At 43.4% G+C, this 20,414-nt stretch carries 19 protein-coding genes and 1 pseudogene; 14 read left to right on the plus strand and 6 right to left on the minus strand.

The window, feature by feature from the left end; genetic code table 11:
- Positions 1-28: 28 nt before the first annotated feature.
- Genes PSF09_RS15440 through PSF09_RS15450 form a run of 3 tightly spaced genes read right to left on the minus strand, consistent with a single transcriptional unit; the run spans position 29 to position 1,477 of the window.
- The gene (locus PSF09_RS15440) at positions 29-553 is read right to left on the minus strand and encodes a DUF2569 family protein (protein ID WP_272666111.1); all 525 of its coding nucleotides are present in this window, start codon (positions 551-553) and stop codon (positions 29-31) included.
- Between the two features lie 15 nt (positions 554-568).
- On the minus strand, positions 569-925 hold the full coding sequence (locus tag PSF09_RS15445) for a DUF488 domain-containing protein (RefSeq protein WP_272666204.1): 357 nt from the start codon (positions 923-925) through the stop codon (positions 569-571).
- 39 nt (positions 926-964) lie between these two features.
- Positions 965-1,477, minus strand: a complete 513-nt coding sequence (locus tag PSF09_RS15450) for a DUF2569 domain-containing protein (RefSeq protein ID WP_272666112.1) — start codon at positions 1,475-1,477, stop codon at positions 965-967.
- A gap of 151 nt (positions 1,478-1,628) precedes the next feature.
- Here PSF09_RS15450 and PSF09_RS15455 point away from each other — a divergent pair, with 151 nt between their 5' ends.
- Positions 1,629-2,528: a DNA-3-methyladenine glycosylase family protein gene (locus tag PSF09_RS15455; RefSeq protein ID WP_272684109.1), complete on the plus strand. Its 900-nt coding sequence runs from the start codon at positions 1,629-1,631 to the stop codon at positions 2,526-2,528.
- Between the two features lie 57 nt (positions 2,529-2,585).
- Here PSF09_RS15455 and poxB read toward each other — a convergent pair whose 3' ends face one another.
- Positions 2,586-4,310 (minus strand): ubiquinone-dependent pyruvate dehydrogenase, encoded by a 1,725-nt coding sequence (poxB, locus tag PSF09_RS15460; RefSeq protein ID WP_272684110.1) that lies wholly within the window; start codon positions 4,308-4,310, stop codon positions 2,586-2,588.
- 822 nt (positions 4,311-5,132) lie between these two features.
- On the opposite strand from poxB, the gene proP reads away from it, so the two are divergent.
- From proP to PSF09_RS15475, 3 genes are all read left to right on the plus strand, one after another.
- Positions 5,133-6,635: a glycine betaine/L-proline transporter ProP gene (proP, locus tag PSF09_RS15465; protein ID WP_004262894.1), complete on the plus strand. Its 1,503-nt coding sequence runs from the start codon at positions 5,133-5,135 to the stop codon at positions 6,633-6,635.
- 170 nt (positions 6,636-6,805) lie between these two features.
- Positions 6,806-8,248 carry a deoxyribodipyrimidine photo-lyase gene (phrB, locus tag PSF09_RS15470; RefSeq protein ID WP_272684111.1) on the plus strand — a complete coding sequence of 481 codons (1,443 nt, stop codon included), beginning with the start codon at positions 6,806-6,808 and terminating at the stop codon, positions 8,246-8,248.
- 79 nt (positions 8,249-8,327) lie between these two features.
- Entirely contained in the window at positions 8,328-8,639 is a 312-nt protein-coding gene (locus tag PSF09_RS15475; protein ID WP_115166374.1) for a monooxygenase, read from the plus strand.
- 34 nt (positions 8,640-8,673) lie between these two features.
- Here the strand turns inward: PSF09_RS15475 and PSF09_RS15480 are convergent.
- Together PSF09_RS15480 and paaZ are read right to left on the minus strand one after the other, a co-directional pair.
- Positions 8,674-9,444 (minus strand): annotated as a pseudogene (locus PSF09_RS15480) (class I SAM-dependent methyltransferase); the annotation flags it as partial.
- 89 nt (positions 9,445-9,533) lie between these two features.
- The gene (paaZ, locus tag PSF09_RS15485) at positions 9,534-11,597 is read right to left on the minus strand and encodes a phenylacetic acid degradation bifunctional protein PaaZ (RefSeq protein WP_272684112.1); all 2,064 of its coding nucleotides are present in this window, start codon (positions 11,595-11,597) and stop codon (positions 9,534-9,536) included.
- Positions 11,598-11,919: 322 nt separating this feature from the next.
- Here paaZ and paaA point away from each other — a divergent pair, with 322 nt between their 5' ends.
- Genes paaA through pcaF form a run of 10 tightly spaced genes read left to right on the plus strand, consistent with a single transcriptional unit; the run spans position 11,920 to position 20,297 of the window.
- Positions 11,920-12,858, plus strand: coding sequence for a 1,2-phenylacetyl-CoA epoxidase subunit PaaA (gene paaA / locus PSF09_RS15490; RefSeq protein WP_247605394.1), 939 nt, complete (start codon positions 11,920-11,922; stop codon positions 12,856-12,858).
- 31 nt (positions 12,859-12,889) lie between these two features.
- The gene (paaB, locus tag PSF09_RS15495) at positions 12,890-13,177 is read left to right on the plus strand and encodes a 1,2-phenylacetyl-CoA epoxidase subunit PaaB (RefSeq protein WP_004262911.1); all 288 of its coding nucleotides are present in this window, start codon (positions 12,890-12,892) and stop codon (positions 13,175-13,177) included.
- Between the two features lie 10 nt (positions 13,178-13,187).
- Positions 13,188-13,946: a 1,2-phenylacetyl-CoA epoxidase subunit PaaC gene (gene paaC / locus PSF09_RS15500; RefSeq protein WP_272666117.1), complete on the plus strand. Its 759-nt coding sequence runs from the start codon at positions 13,188-13,190 to the stop codon at positions 13,944-13,946.
- Positions 13,947-13,950: 4 nt separating this feature from the next.
- Positions 13,951-14,460 (plus strand): 1,2-phenylacetyl-CoA epoxidase subunit PaaD, encoded by a 510-nt coding sequence (gene paaD / locus PSF09_RS15505; protein ID WP_210838540.1) that lies wholly within the window; start codon positions 13,951-13,953, stop codon positions 14,458-14,460.
- Positions 14,461-14,470: 10 nt separating this feature from the next.
- Positions 14,471-15,529, plus strand: coding sequence for a 1,2-phenylacetyl-CoA epoxidase subunit PaaE (gene paaE, locus PSF09_RS15510; RefSeq protein ID WP_272666119.1), 1,059 nt, complete (start codon positions 14,471-14,473; stop codon positions 15,527-15,529).
- Positions 15,530-15,537: 8 nt separating this feature from the next.
- Entirely contained in the window at positions 15,538-16,311 is a 774-nt protein-coding gene (gene paaF, locus PSF09_RS15515) for a 2,3-dehydroadipyl-CoA hydratase PaaF (RefSeq protein WP_272666122.1), read from the plus strand.
- Between the two features lie 2 nt (positions 16,312-16,313).
- Positions 16,314-17,108, plus strand: coding sequence for a 2-(1,2-epoxy-1,2-dihydrophenyl)acetyl-CoA isomerase PaaG (gene paaG, locus PSF09_RS15520; protein WP_272666124.1), 795 nt, complete (start codon positions 16,314-16,316; stop codon positions 17,106-17,108).
- Between the two features lie 2 nt (positions 17,109-17,110).
- Positions 17,111-18,661, plus strand: a complete 1,551-nt coding sequence (locus PSF09_RS15525; RefSeq protein WP_272666126.1) for a 3-hydroxyacyl-CoA dehydrogenase — start codon at positions 17,111-17,113, stop codon at positions 18,659-18,661.
- Complete coding sequence (gene paaI, locus PSF09_RS15530; RefSeq protein ID WP_004266152.1) at positions 18,658-19,098, plus strand: hydroxyphenylacetyl-CoA thioesterase PaaI; 441 nt, start codon at positions 18,658-18,660, stop codon at positions 19,096-19,098. The genes PSF09_RS15525 and paaI overlap by 4 nt, the downstream gene beginning before the upstream one ends.
- Positions 19,095-20,297, plus strand: coding sequence for a 3-oxoadipyl-CoA thiolase (gene pcaF / locus PSF09_RS15535; RefSeq protein WP_272666127.1), 1,203 nt, complete (start codon positions 19,095-19,097; stop codon positions 20,295-20,297). Before paaI ends, pcaF begins: the two co-directional genes overlap by 4 nt.
- The last annotated feature ends 117 nt before the right edge of the window (positions 20,298-20,414 follow it).

A 20,414-nucleotide genomic window follows, 5' to 3' on the forward strand; every position in this document is an offset into this window, starting at 1 on the left:
ACTACCTAATAAGGAGTGGCCAGATACTTTAATGGATAAACGTATTTTTGACGCGATGAGAAACTAAAAAGTAGGGGATCCATAACACACAATAGAAGCTACCATTTATGGCGGCAATGATATTTGAGTGATTAATTTCTAATCCAAATATATATGGGAATATAAAACGAGCAACCAATACCATTAAAGTAAATAACACCATGGTGATGATGAATAGCCACTTCGCTTGTTTTTTCCATTTAACTGCGGCGATAAATGTCCAAAGAAATAGAGCAATCAAAACACCATAACCTAGTTGCAAGAGATAGAAACCTGTCGCAAAACCAGGAATATAAAAATCAGAATCCGCTTGAGTTGCCAATGGCCATGCGATTTGAACTTGTGAAATTTCTTGCAATAACATCATGACTGTTTTGTACAACATATAAAACAGCCCGATAATTGGTAAAATTAACCACCCACTAATCCCCTGTAACGGCTTTTTAACCGCTGGTTGAGCCACCGGTGATATTATTGCTGGCTCTGTTTGCGTGGTTGATTGCTGAATATCCATTCCGATAACCTTTATTTACCTTTTACTTTGCATTTTATCTTCAAGAAATGCTTTGAGTACAATTGCTTGATTATGTTCTGTATTTTTAGCACTGTATAACAGTGTTAAATCACCTTGTTTTGCCTGAGAGACCAACGCCTGCCAAGCCGTTGTGTTATTAAGTTCCTGCTGATATCGTTCGATAAATTGTGCAAACTGATCTGTGTTCTGATGAAACCATTTACGCAGTTCATTAGAAGGTGCAACATCTTTATTCCAAGAGTCGTGTTGTAAATCTGTTTTTTTTATTCCTCTTGGCCACAGTCTATCAATAAGCACACGGTAGCCATCGTTATCGTCAACAGGGTCATAAACTCGTTTGCATTTAATCATCATTTACCTACCCAATAAAAAATCACAAAATTTTATTTGTTAATTTACAAAGGTATTTTTAACTCGCCTTGAAACTAAAAAATACGGTATCCAAATTGCACAAGCAATTAGCGCCCGAAAAATATCTTTGATATCCGAGGCTTCAACTTCTAAATCCAATAAAATACTTGCAAGTATAATATCCGTAACCGTCAAAACTAACGAAAAGATCTGGAAAAAAATATAAATTTTAATTGTGAGTTTTTTCTTTGTAAAAAAGACATAACTTAGAAAAAGCAAGGTCGCGTATAAAATAACGTTACCTAAAACCTCAAAGTAGATGAGCTCTTTAAATAATGGAATAAATGAGCTTGATTGTGGGTCTGTTAATTCAATCCAATATTCAATCACTTGAACATTTTGCTCATAAATAGAAAAAGGCAAAATAATCAAAGACAATACTATCCCTAACATGGGTAAAATAAGCCATCCACCAATGCCCGTTAATTCTTGCCTTGGTTGTGATGATGGTACCGAAGTGCCATGAGATGAACTGTGACTCTCAGTTTTCATTTACACTTCCTTATTAAATGGATAAATAATATCAGTACAAAATAAATAACCCTGTACAAGATAACATATCTGCTCTGTAAAAAATGAGTAACTAAATGCGCTAATTCACAATAATATTGTGAATAAAGAAAAATCTGACAAGGCCATCATTATGCAAATATTTACCGCACAGCTAACTCTCCCTACCAATTACCTTTATGATGATTTTTTTGCCTTTCATCTGAGAGATCAACACAATGTCGCGGAAATCGTGGAAGAAAACACATTACACAAAGGCATAATATGGCAACAACATGCAACAAAAATGACATTGGAGCTTCAAAAACAACACGCAACGATTTCATTAGCAATTGACTCCCCATCTGTCATTATCAATGAACCAGACCTATTAACGCTGGCACAGCATGTACTCGGTTTAAAACAGAATATTGATGAGTTCGAAAAACACTACCTTGAAACTCCAGTACTTGGTCAACTCATTGGAAAACAAAGAGGATTAAGGATTTATCAATCTGCCAGCGCATTTGAAGCGTTAGTTTGGGCTATTATTGGCCAACAAATTAGTGTTCATGCGGCTATCGCCATCCGTCGGCGCTTTATCCAAGCTGTGGGAATTCAGCACATTTCAGGTATTTGGTGTTTCCCCGACACTCCACAAGTCAAGTTAGTTGATGACGAAACACTGCGACAAACGGGCTTTTCAAACGGTAAAATTATCGCCCTCAGAGCCCTTTGTGAAGCCATCGAAAATCAACAAATTGATTTATCACAGCAGGTTACCCACTCCAATGCAAATCAAATAACTGAGCAATTATTACAAATCAAAGGTATTGGCCCTTGGACTGTAAGCTATGCTTTACTACGAGGATTCAATTACTTAGATGGTTCTTTACATGGGGATGTGGCGGTAAGACGTAATCTGCAAACATTGCTCGCGAAATCAGAACAACCCACCGCCAAAGAAACGGAAAAATGGTTGGAGCAATTCTCCCCATGGCGTGCACTGGTTGCCGCCCATTTGTGGCGTAGTCAGTCAGCCGCAGGATATTGATGAATAAAAAAGCCCAATCCGTCTGAATTGGGCTTTCCCGCTATTCACAATAATGACTTAACGTAGCCAGTTCGTTTTCACTAATTGAACGACTTCATCACCGCGACCACTCATAATCGCTTTTAACATATATAGACTAAAGCCTTTTGCTTCTTGCGCTGCAATTTCTGGCGGCATAGACAACTCTTGTTTGGCCGTCAAGACATCAACCACCACTGGCCCATCATGGGCAAAAGCCTCTTTTAATGCGCCATCTAAATCTTCACTTTTTTCAACACGGATGCCTTTGATACCCGCAGCATTCGCAATCGCTGCAAAGTTAGGGTTCTGTAAATCCGTTCCCGCTGTCAAGAAACCTGCCACTTTCATTTCCATGGCCACAAAACCAAGCACGCCATTGTTATGAATGATAATTTTTACTGGCAATTGCATTTGAGAAAGAGAGATAAAATCCCCCATTAGCATACTGAAACCGCCATCTCCACACATTGCAACCACTTGGCGTTTTTTATCAACGGCTTGTGCACCAATAGCTTGTGGCATCGCATTCGCCATTGACCCATGGTTAAAGGAGCCGATTAAACGGCGCTTACCGTTCATTTTCAAGTAACGCGCGGCCCATACTGTCGGGGTTCCTACGTCACAGGTGAAAATCGCGTCATCTGCGGCTAATTCACTAATTTTTGTTGCCAGATACTGTGGATGTATTAATCCCTCATGACCTGGTTTAGCGAGATCATCTAACCCTTTTCTAGCCTCTGCATAATGTTTTAAAGCACCATCAAGGTGTTTTGTATCCTGTTTAGCCTCTAAATGTGGCTGTAATGCGTCCAATGTTGCTTTGATATCACCAATCAGACCCATATCTATATGGCAATGAGAACCCAAACTACCTGCATTAATATCAACCTGAATAATTTTAGCTTCGCTTGGATAGAAAGGACGGTATGGAAATTGTGTTCCTAACAAAACAACTGTATCTGCGTTCATCATCGCGTGGTAACCCGATGAAAAACCTATCAAGCCTGTCATTCCAACACTGTATGGGTTATTCCATTCAATATGTTCTTTACCACGCAACGCGTGTACTACCGGTGCTTTTAGTGTTTCTGCTAGCTTAACCACTTCATCATGTGCGCTTGCGCAGCCATTACCGCAGAATAACGTGATGTTCTTAGATTGATTCAGCAGTTCGGCAAGTTTTTCAATTTCACTCCGCTGAGGCATAATAAGTGGTGCTTGTGGCTGATACCATGTTTCTTTCGCTGACTCTGGCGCATCTTTTAGCGCAATATCCCCCGGTATTACGACCACCGATACCCCTTTATTCAAAATTGCTTTACGCATAGCGATGCCAAGGACTTGTGGAATTTGCTCTGGGTTAGAGACCATCTCACAATAATGGCTGCATTCACGGAATAATTCAGTTGGGTGAGTTTCTTGGAAATAATTACTACCAATTTCACTGGATGGGATATGAGCAGCAATTGCCAGCACGGGTACGCGATTACGGTGACAATCATACAACCCATTAATAAGGTGCATATTTCCTGGCCCACAAGAGCCTGCACATACGGCTAAATTACCGGTTAGCTGAGCTTCTGAACCCGCAGCAAAGGCAGCTACTTCCTCATGACGAGTTCCTAGCCACTCAATAGCACCTTGACGACGCAAGCTGTCGGTTAAGCCATTTAACGAGTCTCCTGTAACGCCCCAAATACGTTTAACACCTGCATTATCAAGTACTTTTGCAATATAGGATGCAACACTCTGTTTTTTCATAATGGCACTCTTTTAAGTCGGATGTGATACCCTTGATATCTTGCAGTGCAAAATATAAAAGGTATTTTTAGATGCATAACAACATTCAAAATAGAACTTTGTCATACTCGCTTATATCAAACCCAATATCGACAATAGATTGATTGTAACTAAGTAAATTCCTCATTCCTACTCATCAAATTAAATATAAAACAGAACAGCATAATCCACCGTTATTATCAAAAGAAGAGGATAGCAACAAGATAAATAAATAGGCGAGTTATTAATGGCTTAAGCAAAACAAGAACATCGTAAAAGGATGGCGTTACCTTCATATATTATTCATCACAACAACACCATTATTTCAGTCATATTAAATCGCTAATCTTATATATTTATGACAGACTAAAATTTACCAAGAAAAATGTATTAAATTGATTTAAAACAATTTATTTTCACTCCCCCCTTTCATGAGTCTCTATTTTTTCAATTATTCAGTTCAATCGTTATATTACTAACACAAAATCCTACCAAGGCATATGTATTAGTATAAAACACCTGTATTTTACATTTGTTCGATATTAATGTAGTATTAGTACTGTATTTTTTAACTCAAGGTGGCTTTTTTGCTGTATTCAAAAGACAAACGCTCTCATTATTCTACCCATTACGCACCTATTTTAGCCTGTTATTTCAGCGCGACATAAAAACACTAAAAACTTATCTATTACGTAAACAGCGTCTATTCTAAATAATAAGGTTTGATGTTTTACCGATGTATGAAAACCCACATCTTAAATGCTGTTGTTTCGGTTATTGAAATTAAAATAAGAGGATGGTTTCATGAGATTCAAGAAGAAAAAAGAAAAACCGTTAAATATTAGTGATATTACTATTATTGATGACGGTAAACTTAAAAAAGCAATTACCGCGGCTTCGCTGGGTAATGCGATGGAATGGTTTGATTTTGGGGTATACGGTTTCTTAGCCTATGTTCTAGGTCAGGTTTTCTTTCCGGACGCATCACCGAGCGTACAGATGATTGCCGCATTAGCCACTTTCTCTGTGCCTTTCTTAGTTAGGCCATTAGGCGGTGTCGTTTTTGGTATCTTAGGCGACAAATACGGCCGTCAAAAAGTCCTTTCGATGACGATTATTATCATGGCAGTCAGTACCTTCTGTATTGGTCTGATTCCATCCTATGAGAGCATCGGTATCTGGGCACCCATTCTGTTATTAATTGCTAAGTTAGCTCAAGGTTTCTCGGTAGGTGGTGAATATTCCGGTGCGGCAATCTTTGTTGCTGAGTACTCACCAGACCGTAAACGTGGCTTTATGGGAAGTTGGTTAGACTTTGGATCTATCGCTGGCTTTGTTTTAGGTGCGGGTGTCGTTGTCCTGATATCAAGCATTGTCGGAGAAGCCAACTTCCACGATTGGGGCTGGAGAATTCCATTCTTCTTAGCATTACCGTTAGGGATCATCGGGTTATATCTACGTCATTCACTGGAAGAAACCCCTGCGTTCCAACAACATGTTGAATCGTTAGAGAAACAAGATAAAGCCAATATTCAAAATCCACCAAAAATCTCAGTGCGTGAAGTAGCGACTAAGTATTGGAAAAGCTTGATGATTTGTGTTGGCTTGGTTATCGCAACCAACGTGACTTACTATATGTTGCTGACCTACATGCCAAGTTACTTATCACACAACCTGAATTACTCTACTGACCATGGTGTGCTAATTATTATTGCAATTATGATTGGTATGTTATTTGTTCAGCCGATTATCGGTTTAACCAGTGATAAAATTGGTCGTCGCCCATTTGTCATTACAGGTAGCGTAGGTTTAATTTTATTGGCATATCCCGCATTTATGTTAATAAACAGTGGCTCTGTAGGCTTAATTTTCCTAGGTTTATTAATTCTAGCCGTATTGCTGAACTGTTTTACTGGGGTTATGGCATCTATTTTACCCGCGATTTTCCCAACTCATATTCGTTACAGTGCGTTAGCTATTGCCTTTAATATTTCAGTGTTAATTGCCGGTGCGACACCGACTGTTGCGGCATGGTTGGTCGAATCAACTACTGACTTATATATGCCAGCGTATTACTTAATCGTGATTGCTTTAATTGGTTTATATACGGGTATCAGAATGCCAGAAACGGCGAATAAACCATTACGTGGGGCAACACCTGCTGCATCAGATAAAGCCGAGGCAAAAGAAATTCTTAGCGAGCACTTTGACAATATTGAGCAGAAAGTTGAAGATATTGACCAACAAATTGCTGAGCTTGAGAAAAAACGCCAATCCTTAATCAATCAGCATCCTAAATTAGATTAAATATGAAAGGGCCGTTTACTGGCCCTTTCAGGTTGTTGACAAAGCGGGATAAAAGCGTGGTTTTTCCCGCTTTGTGTTATCAGCCGAAAATCAATAAATTGATTTTCCTAGTTTATTTTCAAAACCTATTGTTTTGATTCCAACAAAAATATCAACCAAGGAGGGAGGTAATGGCAGCCAAACACGTTTGTCATCTTATCTGGTTTCGTAATGATCTACGGGTCACCGATAACAAAGCGCTTTCCTCCGCCTGTGCAGACCCAGATGCGAAAGTCATTGCGCTTTTTACTGCAACCCCTAAGCAGTGGCAACAACATGATATAGCTGAGCGGCAAATCTCATTCATTCACCAAAACCTTGCTGAGCTACAAAATTCACTCGCTGAGCTTGGTATTCCACTGGTTTGTCAAACTGTGGCTGATTTTGCCGACGCAGCACAATGGGTACTCGATTACGCAAAGGCACAACAGGCTGATGCCTTGTTTTTTAATCGGCAATATGAGTGGAACGAAAAACAACGAGACGAGTGGTTAATCAATCAACCTCATGGGTTGCATATCCATGCTTTCGATGACTATTTATTACTGCCACCGGGCTCTGTGACTACCCAAAAAAGGGAGATGTATCAAGTCTATACTCCCTTTCGCCGAGCCTTCCTCACCCAGCTCACCGTGACAGATTGCCGTTCACTGCGTGCCCCAGAAAAACGAGCGGCCCCTATCAACATTGATAGGGCTTCACCGTTATTTCCGCATCAGCCAATTGAAGACTCCCAGCAATTTCCTGCTGGTGAAAAATCGGCTTTAACGCGACTCAGGCAGTTTTGCTCCCAAAAAGTCATCGATTATCAAAACGATAGAGATATTCCCTCTATTGATGGTACCAGCCAATTATCACCTTACCTCGCGGTGGGGGTGCTATCCCCTCGCCAATGCTTCAACCGATTACAAGCAGAGAATCCCCAAGTGTTAGATTACCCTGATAGTGGGGCGTTCTCTTGGTTAAATGAATTAGTCTGGCGTGAATTTTATTCACATCTTTTAGTCGCATTTCCACGTCTAAGCCGCCACCAACCATTTATTGAATGGACACAACATATTCACTGGAATGATTCTTCGACCGATTTTGCAGCATGGAAAACAGGACAAACGGGTTATCCTATTGTGGATGCGGCTATGCGCCAACTGAATACAACGGGTTGGATGCATAACCGTCTACGAATGATTGTGGCCAGTTTTTTAGTCAAAGACTTACTGATTGATTGGCGCAAAGGTGAAAAATACTTTATGAGCCAACTGCTTGATGGCAGCTTAGCCGCGAACAACGGCGGTTGGCAGTGGTCAGCCTCAACAGGCGTTGATGCCTCCCCTTGGTTTCGTATCTTTAATCCAACCACTCAAGGGAAGAAGTTTGACGCACAAGGGGCTTTTATTCGCCATTGGTTGCCCGAATTGCAGCAAGTGCCCGACAAATATATTCATACGCCACATGAATGGGCTGTAATCAGCAACACAGCGCTTAATTACCCAGAGCCCATTGTTGACCATAAACAAGCTCGGTTAGCGACTCTAGCTGCATTTGAGGCAGGTAAACGTAATAGTTTGAAGCAATAAGTCGTTTGAAATACGATGAATAGCAAAGTTATTATTTGCTTTAAGGGTTACTATAGCGCTTCAATCATAAGGAGCAGATATGAGCGTTATTTTACAAGTTGATTTTCCGTATCAGGGGCCATGGGGCGATGAGATGATATCCGCAATGAATGATTTAGCGGAATCAATTAACCAAGAGCCGGGCTTTATTTGGAAGATTTGGACTGAAAACCCACAAACGCAAATGGCAGGTGGTGTGTATCTGTTTGCTTCAGAAACTGACGCACAAGCTTATCTCACCAAGCACAGCGCACGATTAAAATCCTTTGGTATTCCTGATGTTCGCGGTGCGATTTTTGCAGTAAATAACGCGCTTAGCCAATTGAACCAAGCGCAGTTTTTAGCACAATAATTTTTGTCACAACAATTTTTAGCGCAATAAATAGTTATTGGCACTGAAATTCAAACAACATCACATCTGAGGTAAATGAGCCATCTGCTTGTACTGCAAAGTGGCTTTTTACCTCATCACTTAATGTTCCTTGATAGTGACGGATAGCTTCGACGAATGGCTGTGGTGTCCGCATCCGTTCAACCCAACTGGTAAATTCCAATGCTAAACGGAAACTTTGCACCCGACGAACAAATAGCCCCGCACTATTAAACATGCCAGACCATTCTCCAGCAGAATAATCACGAATATGTGAGGTATCCCGAAGCACTTCGACCGTTTGTAAGTAAATATCCAATAATGGATGTCCCGGTGATACCACATCAATAAAGATGCCTTTTCCACCCGGTTTGAGCACTCGGCGCACCTCACGTAGTGCTTGTTCCACATCGTGCCAATGGTGTGCTGAGTAACGGCTAATCACTCGGTCAAAACAATGATCACCAAACGGTAGAGACTCCGCGGTCCCTTTGCAGGTGGTGATATTATTTAATTCACGTTCTTGTGCATTGTTAGCCACAACGTTGAGCATTGAGTCCGACAAATCATAAGCCGTCACTGACTTCACCAACGGTGCTGCATGAAAGCTGACATGCCCTGCACCACAGCCAAGGTCAAGCACATCTTCATCCTGACAACCTTGTAGCAATTGTTGCAAAACAAGTAGATCTTCACCTTGTGCATGTACTTGGCTGGTTAAATACGAATTGGCTTGCTGGTCAAATTGTTGATAAACCGCTTGGTGGTGCGTTTTCATCTTTGTTTCCCTACATTCTGTTGCTGATCACTCATCACAACAGAAAATGATTGAAAAAGCACCTATTAGCTCAATAATTAATTCACGCTGCATAATGATTAATGAAAATCACCAACACGACGCTCCACTAGTGTTAAAATACTGTACAACGCCACAACGGTGTTGTCCTGATTAAACACTTGCACATCCCATTCAACAACGCCATTCGGCTTATCTTCAGCGAGTTTTTGCGTTTTTTTGATCTTTTTCTTACACGTTAGGCGAACTTGTATGGTGTCACCGATTTTCACGGGTTCAATAAAACGCAAACTTTCCATGCCATAATTGGCGATCACGGGCCCAACCCCTGCATCAACAAATAGCCCTGCTGCGGCTGAAACGACAAAATAGCCGTGCGCAATCCGTTCACCAAATAACGACTGTGCCGCACCAATTTTATCAACGTGAACATAAAAATTATCACCGCTGAGACAAGCAAAATTAGCAATATCTGCTTCTGTAACGGTACGCCTTGCGGTCAGTAACGTGTCGCCAATTGCTAAGTCTTCAAAATGTTTGCGGAAAGGATGAACCACATCAGCGATGGTATCTGCACCGCGGATCCATTGCTTAGTAATTGCCGTTAGCATAGAAGGGCTACCTTGAATAGCCGTACGCTGCATATAGTGTTTCACTGCTCTCAACCCGCCGAGCTCTTCGCCACCACCTGCTCGGCCTGGGCCACCGTGTACCAGTAATGGGAGCGGTGAACCATGTCCTGTGGACTCCGCAGCTGACGCTTCATTTAAAATTAACATTCGCCCATGTGCCCGCGCACTCGCACGAATGACCGCTTGTGCGACTTGTGCGTCAGCAGTGACTAACGTCCCCGCAAGGCTTCCTCCGCCTAAAATGGCTAACTGCACCGCCTGTTCGATATTGTCATAGCTCATTAATGTGGCGACAGGACCAAAAGCTTCAATTTCATGCACCGCTGTAGATATAAAAGGCTCTGCACAATACAACAACGTTGGCGGATAGAACGCCCCGTGCTGGCTATCTCCGCCAATAACATCCAGCTTTTCAAATTGCCCACCACATAGAACATCACAGCCATGATCACGTAAATAATTCACTTTATCTTGTACGTCTTGGCGCTGTTCTAAGTTAATCAATGCCCCCATTCTGACCCCTTCAACCGCAGGGTCACCCACAGTTGTAGCGGATAAGCGTTTCAATAATGCCTGCTTCACGTTTTCGAGCAGGTTTTTCGGCACAATAATACGACGGATCGCGGTACATTTTTGGCCTGCTTTTGCGGTCATTTCTCGAACGACTTCTTTAATAAATAAAGCAAATTCAGGCTGATCTGGCTGGACGTCATCACCTAAAATTGCACAGTTTAATGAGTCCGCTTCCATCGTGAAAGGGACTGATTTAGCCGTGATACGTGGATGCGATTTCAGCTTTTGCCCTGTACTCGCCGACCCCGTGAAAGTCACAACATCTTCAAAATCAAGGTGTTCAAACATATCGCCAACACCGCCGCAAACCAACTGTATAGCGCCATCAGGCACTAAACCGCTATCAACCATTAGCTTCACCATCGCCTGTGTTAACTGTGCTGAGGCGGTTGCGGGTTTGATGATGGCTGGCATGCCAGCAAGCCATGTGGGCGCCAATTTTTCTAACATTCCCCAACAAGGGAAGTTAAATGCATTAATGTGTAGGGCAACGCCACGGCGAGACGTTAAAATATGATGACCAATAAATTGCCCTTGTTTTGATAACGGGATCATTTCATCTTCTGGCCAAATAGTGTCATCTGGCAGCTCACGGTTAGCGAGCCCCGAATAAGAAAATAGTGTGGCAATTCCCCCTTCGATATCCACCCAGCTATCCGCTTTAGTTGCACCCGTTTGTGCCGAAATCGCATATAACTGGGCTTTATGCTCCAGTAGGTATTTTGCGAGTGCTTTGAGCATTTGCCCACGCTGCTGAAATGTCATCGCTGACAATACTTCGCCTCCCACTTGGCGACCATATTGCAAACTTTCAGCTAACGGCAGCCCTTCAGTCGTCACCGTATATAAGGTTTCATTCGTTAGCGCATGGTGAATTTTTCGCCCTTCGCCCTCACCTTGTACCCATTTACCCATAATGTAACTTGTTAAATGCTGCATATTCCTCTCCAGAAATAAAAACACCAATTCAAATTAGATAACAAATATGTATCATAAAAATAAGCATAGAAGCTAATTTAAATTTAACAAATTAAGAACAATTTTATATAAAATGCCAATTCCCATTAAAACCACACAAAAAACATTAATTTTAATTCATTGTTTTAATTGATATTTAATTTATTGATTGTGAAGCCACTCGCAAAACAAGGTTAATGAACATTGATCTTTTTGTTAACAGTTTCTAGCATTGATGTTAAATATATATGATTCATTATTTTCACGCAAACAAACATTAACGAATCACTTAATGGAAAAATCAATGAGCGAGCAAAATCAGGCTAACTTCGAAGCCAAAATCGAAGCCGATATTTCCATCGAGCCCAAGGATTGGATGCCCGATGCGTATCGGCAAAACCTTATCCGCCAAATTGGCCAACATGCCCATTCAGAAGTCGTCGGCATGCTACCAGAAGCGAATTGGCTTACACGAGCACCGACATTGCGTCGTAAAGCAATTTTACTGGCCAAGATTCAAGATGAAGCAGGCCATGGTTTATACCTGTATAGCGCGGCCGAAACTCTCGGTTGCTCTCGTCAAGATATCTACCAAAAGTTACTTGATGAAAAAATGAAATATTCCTCCATTTTTAACTACCCGACATTAAGTTGGGCAGATGTAGGTGTGGTTGGATGGCTTGTCGATGGTGCGGCAATAGTGAACCAAGTAGCACTGTGCCGTGCCTCATATGGTCCCTACGCCAGAGCGATGGTGAAAATCTGTAAAGAAGAAAGTTTTCACCAACGCCAGGGTTATGAAGCGGTGATGGCGCTTGCGCAAGGCACCGATGAGCAAAAAGCCATGCTGCAAGATGCGATAAACCGCTTTTGGTGGCCCGTTCTCACGATGTTCGGTCCAAATGATTCGGACTCCCCACACAGCGCTCAAAGCATGGCTTGGAAAATCAAGCGCTTCAGTAATGATGAGCTGCGGCAAAAATTTGTTGATAACACCGTTCCGCAAGTAGAAGCGTTAGGTATGACGATCCCTGACCCTGATCTAGTTTGGGATGAAGACCTTGGCCATTACCGTTTTGGCGAAATCGACTGGGAAGAGTTTTATCAGGTGATTAAAGGCAATGGCATTTGTAATCACGAACGCCTTAGTGCAAAGCGCAAAGGGTGGGAAGACGGCGCATGGGTACGTGAAGGTGCAATGGCACATAGCCGCAAGCAAAAATCCGTTAAAACAGCGGCTTAATCACTGACCATTTTACAAAAAGGAAAACACCATGAGCAATCAAGATTGGCCTTTATATGAAGTTTTTGTCCGTAGTAAGCAAGGGCTTGCGCATCGCCATGTTGGCAGTTTACATGCGGCTGATGACCAAATGGCGCTGGAAAATGCCCGCGATGCGTACACAAGGCGCAGTGAAGGCTGCTCAATTTGGGTGGTGAAAGCCGCACATTTAATTGCCTCACAGCCTGAAGATAAAAGCACATTTTTCGACCCTGCGGATACCAAGGTCTATCGTCACCCAACCTTCTATACCATTCCTGATGGTATCAAAAACATGTAAGGGGCTTGCCATGAACCAACAAGAACAGCTCCACGATTACACACTACGCCTTGGCGATACCCCCTTAATTTTAGCGCAGCGCCTGTGCGAATGGTGCGGCCATGCTCCTGAACTCGAAATTGACCTTGCGCTATCCAATATCGGCTTAGATTTGCTAGGGCAAGCGCGTAACTTTTTAAACTATGCCGCGCAATTAAAAGGGCCTGAATGCGATGAAGACACCCTTGCCTTTTTGCGCGATGAACGAGAGTTCAGCAATTTATTATTAGTTGAACAACCCAACAATGGCTTTGATGACACTTTAGTACGCCAATTCTTTATGGATGCTTATCATGTTCCATTATATGAAGCGCTAATTCACAGCGGTGATAAACAACTGTCGGCAATCGCTGAGAAATCCCTCAAAGAAGCCGTTTATCACTTACGTTTTAGCCGTGGCTGGATAATCCGTTTAGGGGATGGCAGTGAAGAAAGCCATCAACGAATTCAACATTCAGTCAATGAGTTATGGCGTTTTACTGGTGAACTTTTCCATGCTGATGACGTTGAAATTGCACTTAGTGAATCAGGTATCGCTGTTGACCCACGTTCTTTACAAGCCGCATGGTTAAACACCATTAACGAAACATTCACTGAAGCAACCCTCGCTGTGCCAGAGAAAAAAGCATATCGCTTAGGCGGCAAGCAAGGCAGCCATACCGAGCACTTGGGTTTGTTATTAACACAATTGCAGTTTGTGCAACGTGCTTACCCAAACTGTCAGTGGTGATGTTATGGAACAGAGACTGCAACATCGCGAGCTCCAATCGCCCCAGGTTCACCAGATCTGGCAACAGCTCCACCAAATACCCGATCCTGAACTACCCGCACTCTCTATTACTGATCTTGGCATGATCCGCAATGTGCTACCGGCAGCTCAGGGCTGGAAAGTTATTTTTACACCTACTTATTCAGGTTGCCCAGCAACTGAATTTTTAATCAATGAAATCAAAACTGTTCTCGGTCATGCCGGTTTTCCAAACATCGACATCGAAATTCTGTTAACACCCGCTTGGACAACGGATTGGATGAACCAAGATGCGAAAAGACGCTTGCGTGAATTTGGTATCGCACCACCGCAAGGTACGTCCTGCGAGCACCCAGAACACAAAGGTGCGGTTCGTTGCCCACGTTGTGACAGCGAGCAGACTGAAAAAATTAGTGAATTTGGTTCCACTGCATGTAAGGCATTGTATCGATGCACTGAATGCTTAGAGCCGTTTGATTACTTTAAATGTATTTAGGGGCACCCATATGACTGTATTTCATCGTTTAAGTATTGCTGCCATTGAACGTGACACCCCTGATGCTGTCGCCATTACTTTTAATGTACCCGATGCATTACGAGAGCAATATCATTACCGTCCAGGGCAACACCTGACATTAAAAGCTGCTATCAATGGTGAAAACCTACGCCGCTGTTATTCCATTTGCAGCTCACCGGATGAAAACACGCTAAAAATTGGGGTGAAAGCGATTTACGAAGGGCGTTTCTCTAATTTCGTTAATCAAGAATTACAAGTTGGTGATAGCCTTGATGTGATGGTTCCACAGGGGCAATTTGGTTATCAACCCGCAGCAGATACCCACGCACATTACCTTGCCGTCGCGGCTGGCTCTGGGATCACGCCATTGCTATCTATCATTAAAGCCACATTACAAACTGAGCCAAAAAGCAGTTTTGTGCTGATTTATGGTAATCGAAATAGCCGCTCAGTGATGTTTAAAGAAAGCATCTCAGACCTAAAAAATCGTTTTGCAACGCGTTTCCAAGTTCTCTACCTGTTCAGCCAAGAACAGCAAGATAGCGAACTACTCAGCGGTAGAGTCAGCCAACAACAACTCAGTGCCTTAAATAACACCTTATTGAATTTTAAACAATTTGATCGGGCATTTATTTGTGGGCCCGACAGCATGATGGATGAGGTTCACGACACTTTAGTCGGTTATGGCATGCCTAAAGAATATGTTCACACCGAGCGCTTCAATACTTCAGGCACTAAATTCAAACCTGCAATCGCCATGACTAGCGAAACACGCCAAGTCAGCATTCACCTTGATGGTAGAACCATGGACATCGCCATGGATAGCCAAGACGACAGTATTTTGGATGCCGCACTGCGCCAAGGCGCAGATTTACCCTACGCCTGCAAAGGCGGCGTTTGCGCAACCTGCAAATGTAAATTGCGCTCTGGTGAAGTGGAAATGGGGGTCAATTACAGCCTTGAGCCCGACCAAATCGCTGCAGGGTACATTCTTAGCTGCCAAGCATGGCCAAAAGGCGATGGCGTTGTTTTAGACTTTGACGTGTAGGAACTTTAATGGAAAACCATTGGATTTTATCACAACAACATAACCGGGTTTTGACGCTGACGTTAAACCGCCCAGAAGTGCGTAATGCCCTGAGTACCGCCTGTTTAGAGTTGCTGGTTCAGCACCTCGAGCAAGCACAAATCAATGATGAAATTGGTGCGATTGTGGTCACCGGAAATCCGCGTTTTTTCGCCGCAGGCGCTGATCTTAAAGAACTACAGCAACAAACCGTTGCTAATGCGATCACCGATAAACGCCCCCAAGTTTGGCGCAGGTTATCCATGATATCAAAACCCATCATTAGTGCTGCAAATGGTTATGCACTGGGTGCAGGTTTTGAATTATTACTCGCCAGCGACATCATTATTGCCGGTGAATCAGCTCGTTTCGGTTTACCCGAAATTACTCTGGGTTTAATGCCCGGAGCGGGGGGGACACAACGTTTAATTCGTGCCGTGGGCAAATCCCTCGCTATGCAAATGGTACTAACGGGTGAACCAATCAGTGCTAAACATGCGTTGCAAGCAGGGTTAATCAGTGAAATTTGTGTGGATGAATTGGTGCTAGAACGCGCCCAAAAACTGGCAGAGCACATCGCAATGCATGCGCCTTTAGCCGTACAAGCCGCAAAAGCATCACTGGTGCATTCTCAAGAAAACCATCTTACCGAGGGGTTACAACTTGAGCGCCAATATTTTGTGACTTTAGCGGGTACCAACGATCGACGTGAAGGGATCGAGGCATTCTTCGAAAAACGAAAACCTCAATTTACAGGACAATAATCATGAATAATGAAGCAATGATCCTCACTACGTTAGAAAATGGGGTTCTCACCGTCACTCTCAACCGCCCTGATAGGCTGAATAGCTTTAATGATGAAATGCATTGCCAGCTCAGTGAAGCTATCAAAATAGCGGAACGCGATGAAACCGTACGCTGTTTAGTGATCACCGGTGCAGGCCGTGGATTTTGTGCCGGACAAGATCTGAATGATCGCAATGTGAGCGTGGGCAGTGACGCTCCTGATCTCGGATTCTCCGTTGAAACTTACTATAACCCCTTGATCCGCCGCCTAACCGCATTACCGAAACCGATTATTTGCGCGGTCAATGGTGTGGCCGCAGGTGCAGGCGCCGCCATTGCACTCGCAGGCGATATTGTCATTGCCGCAAAAAATGCCAGTTTTATTCAATCTTTTTGCCGCCTTGGCTTGGTTCCTGACTCAGGAGGAAGCTGGTTTTTACCTCAATTAGCAGGCCATGCACGGGCAATGGGGATGGCATTATTAGGCGATAAAATAAGTGCGGAGCAAGCATTACAGTGGGGAATGATTTGGCAGGTCACTGAAAATGATGAACTCATTAATACCACTCAACAGCTCGCACAACACCTTGCAACCCAACCGACTTATGGCTTAGGGCTTATCAAAAAAGCCATTTATGCCGCGGCAACCAATACTCTCGATGAGCAACTCAACCTTGAGCGTGACTTACAGCGCCTTGGAGGTCGAAGTGAAGATTATCGCGAAGGGGTCAATGCTTTTTTAAATAAACGTGAACCCCAGTTCAAAGGATGCTAACCATGACATTACCTTTGAATCAGACTATCAACACCATCGCGGTGATTGGCGCTGGAACCATGGGAATTGGCATTGCGCAAGTGGCAGCAACAGCGGGGCTATCTGTCTTACTATTTGATGTGAACCAAGACGTATTAAGCCGTAGTTTATCAACAATGACCCAACGTTTACGCAAACGTGTTGAGCAAGGGAAAGCAAAACCAGAGGCCACTGAGGCAATTATCGCCAAAATCGCAGTGGTAAAAAGCCTCTCGGCACTGTCCGATGCGCAATTAATCATTGAGGCCGTTGCTGAAAAGCTGGAAATAAAACAGGCAATTTTTAGTGAATTAGAAGCGATTTGCAGCAAAAATACGCTATTTGCCAGTAATACATCTTCATTATCAATTACCGCTATTGGGCGGCAATTAACACACCCCGAGCGCCTTGCGGGTCTGCACTTCTTTAACCCTGCCCCCGTGATGAAATTAGTTGAAATCGTTCGAGGGTTAGAAACATCTAACACCGTCATTGAACAGTTAAAAGCCCTGACTTTATCATGTGGAAAAGTCCCCGTGATTTGCCGTTCCACCCCCGGTTTTATTGTCAACCGAGTGGCTCGGCCTTTCTACGCCGAAGCAATGCGCGCCCTTGAAGAACAGATTGCGTCTCCTGCCACATTAGACAGCGCAATACGTGACGCTGGTGGTTTTGCCATGGGACCATTACAACTAACTGATTTAATTGGCCATGATGTAAACTATGCGGTGACTGAATCAGTATTTCAGGCCTTCGGTTATGACCCGCGCTTTCAAACCTCATTAATGCAATTGGAACTAGTCCAAGCAGGCCATTTAGGCCGTAAATCGAAGCAAGGGTTTTATCATTATGATGATAATAAATCTCAGCCTTTACCTTCTGTTGCAGAAAAAATTCATCTTGACCAGCCCCAAAATATAAAAGCGTATGGCGATTGGCAGATATTTCCTGAGTTCGCGCAGCTTTTAACTGAAAATGGGATCTCTCTCGAAGGATTAACACAACATTCTGATCAATCCCCGACACTTATTGTTAATGACGTTATTATTATGTTAACGAATGGTGAATTGGTATCGTTACATGCGCAAACACAAAAACAAGCCGTCGTGCATTTTGACTTATCGGTAAATTACCTTGCCGCAACAACCATCACGTTAAGCTGTGCATCGCAAAATAATGCGCAACAAAACCAACAAGCTATCGCGTTTTTTCAATCATTAGGTAAACACGTAATTGTATTACCAGACTACCCAGCGCTGTTAACCATGAGGACAGTCGCGATGTTATGCAATGAAGCGTTAGATATCGTCAATAAGGGAATCGCAACGGCGTTAGATACCGATAATGCCATGTGTTTTGGCGTGAATTACCCTAAAGGTCCACTCGCTTGGGGCATGCAGCTAGGCTGGCAACGTGTGCTATCAGTACTTGAAAATTTGGCTCAGTTTTATGGCGACAGCCGTTATCGGCCAAACCCACTTTTAAGGCAATTAGCCGCAGGTTATCAATCTTTAACTTTCAAGGAGCTACCATGATTTCATTGCCAAACATTACGCTGGCTCAGCAATCAGCTCACATTATGTACCGTGATGATGCATGCGCAAAAGCGATGGGGATGTCCATTGAAAAAGTCGAGGAGGGCTTTGCGCAATTGAAAATGCCAATCACAGCACAGATGCTTAATGGCCATAAAACCTGCCACGGAGGGCAATTATTTAGCCTTGCCGACACCGCGTTTGCCTACGCCTGTAATAGCCAAGGGCATGCTGCCGTTGCTTCCATGTGCTCCATTGATTTTATTCGTCCCGGTTTTGAGGGTGACCTGCTTACCGCGACTGCCACGATGAAGCACCAAGGTAAACGTAACGGTTTATATGAAGTCGAGATAACTAACCAAGATGGCAAAACGCTTGCGCTGTTCCACGGTCGTTCTCATCGGTTAGGCCATCGTTTAACAGGGGAACAATCATGATAGATGCGTTTATTTGTGATGGTGTCCGTACTCCAATTGGCCGCTACGGTGGCGCTTTATCATCATTGCGTCCTGATGACCTTGCCACTGTTCCATTAAAAGCCTTAATGGAAAGGCATCCGCAACTCGATTGGTCATTAACTGACGACATCATTTTAGGTTGCGCAAATCAAGCAGGAGAAGACAACCGTAATGTTGCACGTATGGCGGGGCTGTTATCTGGGCTCCCTGTTTCCGTTTCTGGTACCACCATCAACCGCTTATGTGGTTCTGGGCTTGATGCCATTGCATTAGCGGCGAGAAGTATTAAAGCTGGGGAGTCTGGACTTATGATTGCCGGAGGCGTCGAGTCCATGAGCCGAGCGCCATTTGTGATGGGCAAACAAGAATCTGCATTCTCACGTCAAGCGCAAGTATTTGATACCACTATTGGCTGGCGGTTTATCAACCCACTGATGGAACAACAATTTTCCACAGATTCGATGCCAGAAACTGCAGAAAATGTGGCAGAAACTTACCAAATTAGCCGTGAAGACCAAGATGCTTTTGCATTACGTAGCCAACAACGCACTGAAACTGCCAAAGTTAACGGTATTTTTGCGCAAGAAATCATCCCTGTAACGGTTAAACAACGTAAAAAAGAATACATCGTCAGCGAAGATGAGCATCCAAGAGCAGAAACGACATTTGAACAACTACAAAAGCTAAAAACACCATTTCGCGATAACGGGACTGTTACAGCAGGTAATGCTTCCGGCGTTAATGACGGAGCTGCCGCACTGATTATCGCATCTGACACCATCGCCAAACAACAAGGGTTAACACCACGGGCTCGTATCATCGCTACAGCCACTTGTGGCGTTGAGCCAAGGTTGATGGGGATCGGTCCACTTCCTGCCTCGCAAAAAGTATTAAAAATGGCAGGGCTCACCATCGAACAAATGGATGTTATTGAACTAAACGAAGCCTTTGCCGCACAAGCACTTGCCGTTTTAAGGGGACTTGGTTTATCTGATGATGCCTCACACGTCAACCCTAACGGTGGGGCAATTTCGCTAGGCCATCCACTTGGAATGAGTGGAGCAAGGCTTGTTATTGCCGCTATCAATGAGCTACACCGCAGACAAGGTCGTTATGCATTATGCACCATGTGTATCGGGGTTGGCCAAGGGATAGCAATGATTATTGAACGAGTATGAACAACGTCTTAATACAAATAAAAACAGCCTGAAAACCCAACACCTGCTCAGGCAAATACCAGGAACGTCATACATTAGCGTGAACTGGTAACCATAATAATTATGAGGACAGGCAAT

The sequence above is a fragment of the Providencia sp. PROV141 genome (assembly GCF_028481645.1).
Taxonomy (GTDB): domain Bacteria; phylum Pseudomonadota; class Gammaproteobacteria; order Enterobacterales; family Enterobacteriaceae; genus Providencia; species Providencia rettgeri.

Coding starts and splice junctions, on each gene's coding strand:
- PSF09_RS15440 (WP_272666111.1), bottom strand. CDS start 553: ATGGATATTCAGCAATCAACCACGCAAACAGAGCCAGCAATAATATCA.
- PSF09_RS15445 (WP_272666204.1), bottom strand. CDS start 925: ATGATTAAATGCAAACGAGTTTATGACCCTGTTGACGATAACGATGGC.
- PSF09_RS15450 (WP_272666112.1), bottom strand. CDS start 1,477: ATGAAAACTGAGAGTCACAGTTCATCTCATGGCACTTCGGTACCATCA.
- PSF09_RS15455 (WP_272684109.1), top strand. CDS start 1,629: ATGCAAATATTTACCGCACAGCTAACTCTCCCTACCAATTACCTTTAT.
- poxB (WP_272684110.1), bottom strand. CDS start 4,310: ATGAAAAAACAGAGTGTTGCATCCTATATTGCAAAAGTACTTGATAAT.
- proP (WP_004262894.1), top strand. CDS start 5,133: ATGAGATTCAAGAAGAAAAAAGAAAAACCGTTAAATATTAGTGATATT.
- phrB (WP_272684111.1), top strand. CDS start 6,806: ATGGCAGCCAAACACGTTTGTCATCTTATCTGGTTTCGTAATGATCTA.
- PSF09_RS15475 (WP_115166374.1), top strand. CDS start 8,328: ATGAGCGTTATTTTACAAGTTGATTTTCCGTATCAGGGGCCATGGGGC.
- paaZ (WP_272684112.1), bottom strand. CDS start 11,597: ATGCAGCATTTAACAAGTTACATTATGGGTAAATGGGTACAAGGTGAG.
- paaA (WP_247605394.1), top strand. CDS start 11,920: ATGAGCGAGCAAAATCAGGCTAACTTCGAAGCCAAAATCGAAGCCGAT.
- paaB (WP_004262911.1), top strand. CDS start 12,890: ATGAGCAATCAAGATTGGCCTTTATATGAAGTTTTTGTCCGTAGTAAG.
- paaC (WP_272666117.1), top strand. CDS start 13,188: ATGAACCAACAAGAACAGCTCCACGATTACACACTACGCCTTGGCGAT.
- paaD (WP_210838540.1), top strand. CDS start 13,951: ATGGAACAGAGACTGCAACATCGCGAGCTCCAATCGCCCCAGGTTCAC.
- paaE (WP_272666119.1), top strand. CDS start 14,471: ATGACTGTATTTCATCGTTTAAGTATTGCTGCCATTGAACGTGACACC.
- paaF (WP_272666122.1), top strand. CDS start 15,538: ATGGAAAACCATTGGATTTTATCACAACAACATAACCGGGTTTTGACG.
- paaG (WP_272666124.1), top strand. CDS start 16,314: ATGAATAATGAAGCAATGATCCTCACTACGTTAGAAAATGGGGTTCTC.
- PSF09_RS15525 (WP_272666126.1), top strand. CDS start 17,111: ATGACATTACCTTTGAATCAGACTATCAACACCATCGCGGTGATTGGC.
- paaI (WP_004266152.1), top strand. CDS start 18,658: ATGATTTCATTGCCAAACATTACGCTGGCTCAGCAATCAGCTCACATT.
- pcaF (WP_272666127.1), top strand. CDS start 19,095: ATGATAGATGCGTTTATTTGTGATGGTGTCCGTACTCCAATTGGCCGC.